Genomic DNA, 4,358 nt, shown 5'->3' on the forward strand with positions numbered 1-4,358 from the left:
GGTGCGAAGGTGTCCGTATCCGGAGGGGGGATATAAGGATGACCTATCGAAGTACGTTCGAGATGTCGGGAAAGATCGTCGCGGCAGCTCGTTCCGACAAGAACCTTCCAGACCAAGATAGCGGCTCATGGAGCGACGGGAGCGAAAGCATCGGCACCACCCTTTGGTTCACCGGTTTGTCCGGCGCCGGGAAAAGCACGATCGCGTCCGGCGTCGCGGGGCAGCTTCGGGAACGGGGGCTTCGCGCGGAGTGGCTGGACGGCGACGAGCTTCGGCGCATATTCGGCCAGTCGCTGGGCTTCAGCCGCGAGGACAGGTTCCAGAACATCAGCCGTGCGGTCTACATCGCCGGTTTGTTGAACCGTCACGGCGTCAACGTCGTCGTTTCCATGATCACTCCCTATGCGGAGATGCGAGACTATGCGCGTTCGGAGCTTCCCCGTTTTGCGGAGATCTATGTGGATTGCCCGCTTGCCGTCTGCGAAGCCAGAGATGTGAAGGGACTATACGGGAAGGCCCGGCGCGGCGAGATTCAAGCGTTCACCGGCATCTCCGATCCGTACGAGGCGCCGGCGCAGCCCGACCTTGTCCTCCGTACAGCCGAAAACGATGCGGAAGACTGCGTCCGATTGGTGCTGGAGACGTTTTTTCCCTTACGCACGGGAGGTATGCCCGAGCGGTGAACGTGCTTGAACGCATTCCCCTTGGCGAAGAGGCATACTGGCTAACGGACACAAACGTCGCTATTTGGGCGATGTATCGGGTTTTGGGATTCTAACGGACCACACAGCCACTATTTGCCCACTTTCGGCGATTTCTCGCTTCATTTTGGCCCATTAAGTTTCCTGTTGTCCGTTAGATTTTCAAAGTGTGTTCATCCGGCATTATAGTGATGCTGATGTCCGTTAGCCGCTCGTGCTCGTGCCCGTATACAAAAATCGACCTGCCCTATAGCCGATTCCGACGATAAGGCAGGTCGATTTGGTTATCGTCGACGCTAGGCGCCTGCTTTATTTCCCGTTTTTATCCAGCAGATCTTCCAACGCGTCAAGCCGATCGGACCAGAATTCCCTATAGTTCTCGATCCAGGAATCGATCTCTCGAAGCGGTTCGGGACGCAAGTAATAGATTCGCTTCTGCGCTTCCTGCCTGATCCCCACCAAAGCGGCATTTTTCAGGATGCCCAGATGTTTGGATACAGCCGGTTGACTGATGGCCAAATGGCCGACCAACTCGTTGACCGATCGCTCTCGTACGCGCAGCAGTTCGATCATCGTCCGTCGATTCGGCTCGGCGATGACCTCGAAAATGCTCAGCTTAGCGGCTTCCATGAAGCAGCCTGTCCCTATAGATTTCCCTCAACTCTTTCTGTCTGTCCCAAGGGAACTCCCCGCTTTTGCCTTGCAGCACGAGATCGACTACGTCTAGATGTACATGCCAGCCCGACAAGAAATTCGATAGATCGTCCGTCTTGTAGAACACATGTTTTAGCGTCAACAACGTGCCCTGCCCGCTGCTTTGCAGCGCGAAGCTCAGCTCTGAATTGCCGGACGAATTTTCCTCCCACGTATAGGCCAGCAGAAAAGGAGGTTGATATGTCGTCACCCGCCCCGTCACGATGTCGCCATTTTCCCATTGGAGCTTCACATTCCCGCCTTCGGCGAGCTCCATCGTTGCTTCGGCCGTTAACCATTGCTTAATCATGGCAGGTTCCGTTACCGCCTTCCAAACGTCTTCCGTCGAATGCTTCAAATAACGCTCAAATACGATGACTTTCCCTCCGGGTGCATCCGCTACCCGTCCTTCCATTATCATGCCTTATGCCTCCATCCCGGTAATTTGTATTTTTTGCTTTGTATTTCGTTTGCGATATTTATATATTACCACACAGATATATAACCTTCAAATTATATTTATTTATCACGCGAATGAACTTCGAATAAACAGGAAAAGAGCCGTCATGATCATAACGGCTCTACCCTATCGAAGCAGCTCTGCCTCTACCGGCTACTCTACTTCTCTACCTACAAATCGAATAACTCTTGCCCTCTTCGGCCTCAAAAGCAATGACGCCTTCCTCTAACTGTTCCCAATCCCGGCCTTCTGCCTTAACAGGCACGGAGGTCCGCAACTGGCAGCGACCTGTTCGGGCGGCACGGATAACCGCGTGCGTAAGCTTACCGTCGCTCCATTCGAGGTCGAGCTCGTAGCCGCCGCGGGCACGGATGCCGCCGATCCGTCCGGATGGCCATGCCTTCGGCAGCGCCGGCAGCAGATGCAGCTCGCCTGCATGGCTCTGTAAGAGGAGCTCGGCAATACCCGCGGAAGCCGCAAAATTCGCCTCGATGGTCAGCGGATAAAACGTGATTTTCGGATGCCGGTGCGCATTAAAGAGGTTAGGGAACGGGTTGCCGAGCAGCTTCGTCAAATAACTATGCGCCGTCTCCGCATCCTCCAGACGCGCGTACAGGCTAATATTCCAAGAATAACACCATCCGATCGTATCCTCGCCTTCATAGACCCGGCGCCGATCGAGGCTTGCGCGGGCAGCCTTGGCTAATTCCGGCGTGCCGCGCACCGTGATCAATTTACCCGGATGCAGCGGGTACAAATGGGCCGTATGGCGATGCCCGGGCTCGGCTTCCTCGAAGTCGCGGTACCATTCCTGCAATTGGCCATGCTGCCCGATTTGGAACGGCAGAAGGCGCTCCAGCGCCTCCTGCAGCGTTACGCGGAAGTCCGCATCGGCATTTAAAATGCGGGCGGCCTCCGCGCAGTTCCCGAACAGCTCCCTCATCAGCGCGATATCCATCGTAGAGCTCATGCTGACCGCCGAGCGTTGCCCGTCCGGCGCGATAAAGGTGTTCTCCGGCGACGTCGACGGAACGGATACGAGATTGCCTTGACCGTCCTCGACGAGATAGTCGAGGCAGAACAACGCCGCTTCCTTCATGATGGGATAGGCCGTGTCGCGAAGAAACTCCTCATCGCAACCGTAGGCATAATGCTCCCATAAATGCTGGCACAGCCACACGCCGCCCATCGGCCAGAACGACCAGCTCGCGGAGCCTTGCGACGGGCTCGTATTCCGCCACAAGTCGACGTTATGATGAGAGGCCCAGCCCCTGCATCCGTAGTAGGCCTCGGCCATCCGCGCTCCCGCGACTCGCAGATCGCCGAGCAGATCGAACAGCGGCTCGTGAAATTCCGCGAGATTGCATACCTCGGCCGGCCAATAGTTCATCTGCGTATTAATGTTGACGGTATAGTTGCAAGACCAGGGCGGCTTCGTCATGTTGTTCCAGATGCCCTGCAGCGTCGTCGCCTGCGTGCCGGGACGCGACGAGCTGATCATCAGATAGCGGCCGAACTGGAAAAACAGCTCGGCAAGCCGTTCGTCGGTTTGGCCGCCGCTCACCGCCGCAATACGCTCGTCCGTCGGGACGCCGTCCCGATCCGGCGCGTCAAGCTCCAGCGTCACGCGATCGAAATATGACGAGAAATCCGCGATATGACGATTCCGGAGCTCGGCATAACCCGCGCTTTCAGCTTTTTGCAGCCATTGATCGCAGCGAGGTCGCGGATCCAGACCGTCCAGAACAGGGTCGCGGTCGAAGCCGTTAAAGCTGGTGGCCGCGGTCAGCAGCAACGTTACCGCATCCGCCCGCTTTACTTCCAGCCTTCCGCCATGCGCCTCGACAACTCCGCCCTCGGGTATGGCCTTAAGATGAATCTGGAACCGGATGCCTTTATCCTCTTCGTAAACGACCGTATCCTCCGAACGTTCTTGCTCGTGATCCAGAAGGCTCGGTGCCGCTCCCGACAGGATAAGGCGGTCCACTCCCGATTTCTCGACGCGATATTGGAGTCTGCTCGTGAGCGCCGCCTCCAATCCGATGGCTCCCGGACGGTCGGCTTCCAGCCGCACGACCATGACCTGATCCACCGCCGATACGAAAACCTCCCTCGTTATCCGCGTGTCGCCCGACATATATTCCGTCCGGCATAACCCGGTACGAAGATCAAGCTCGCGCCGATACTCTTTTGCCAAGGAGGGATGGCTCATGGACAGCTCAAGATCGCCCATAGCCTGGAAAGCATTCCCTGCAGGTCCCAGCATATGCTCCTCGATAACCGACTGAGCTTCGTTATACCGCTCTTCGAATATTAGCCTGCGGCTCTCCTCCAAATAACGCAGAGGCTCCTCCCGCTCCGCCCCGCGTTTGGTGCCGGACCACAGCGTCTCCTCGTTGAGCGCGATCGTCTCGCGCTTGATGCCGCCATGGACCATGCCGCCCAAACGTCCGTTTCCGACCGGCAGCGCCTCGACCCATTCGTCGGCCGGCTGACGGTACCAC

The 4,358-nt window shown here is 57.2% G+C and carries 4 protein-coding genes; 1 reads left to right on the plus strand and 3 read right to left on the minus strand.

Annotation, left to right across the window (positions count from 1 at the left end; all coding sequences use genetic code 11):
• Positions 1–38 precede the first annotated feature (38 nt).
• Complete coding sequence (gene cysC / locus PAT3040_RS14230) at positions 39–683, plus strand: adenylyl-sulfate kinase (protein ID WP_258234974.1); 645 nt, start codon at positions 39–41, stop codon at positions 681–683.
• Between the two features lie 327 nt (positions 684–1,010).
• Here cysC and PAT3040_RS14235 read toward each other — a convergent pair whose 3' ends face one another.
• The 3 genes from PAT3040_RS14235 to PAT3040_RS14245 form a co-directional block, all read right to left on the minus strand.
• Positions 1,011–1,331: an ArsR/SmtB family transcription factor gene (locus PAT3040_RS14235; protein WP_108993256.1), complete on the minus strand. Its 321-nt coding sequence runs from the start codon at positions 1,329–1,331 to the stop codon at positions 1,011–1,013.
• Positions 1,318–1,815, minus strand: coding sequence for an SRPBCC family protein (locus tag PAT3040_RS14240; protein ID WP_108993257.1), 498 nt, complete (start codon positions 1,813–1,815; stop codon positions 1,318–1,320). Before PAT3040_RS14240 ends, PAT3040_RS14235 begins: the two co-directional genes overlap by 14 nt.
• Before the next feature lie 205 nt (positions 1,816–2,020).
• Positions 2,021–4,358: glycoside hydrolase family 95 protein (locus tag PAT3040_RS14245; protein ID WP_108993258.1), on the minus strand; the 2,338-nt coding region annotated here is incomplete at its 5' end.

The sequence above is a fragment of the Paenibacillus agaridevorans genome (assembly GCF_003112455.1).
Classification (GTDB): domain Bacteria; phylum Bacillota; class Bacilli; order Paenibacillales; family Paenibacillaceae; genus Pristimantibacillus; species Pristimantibacillus agaridevorans.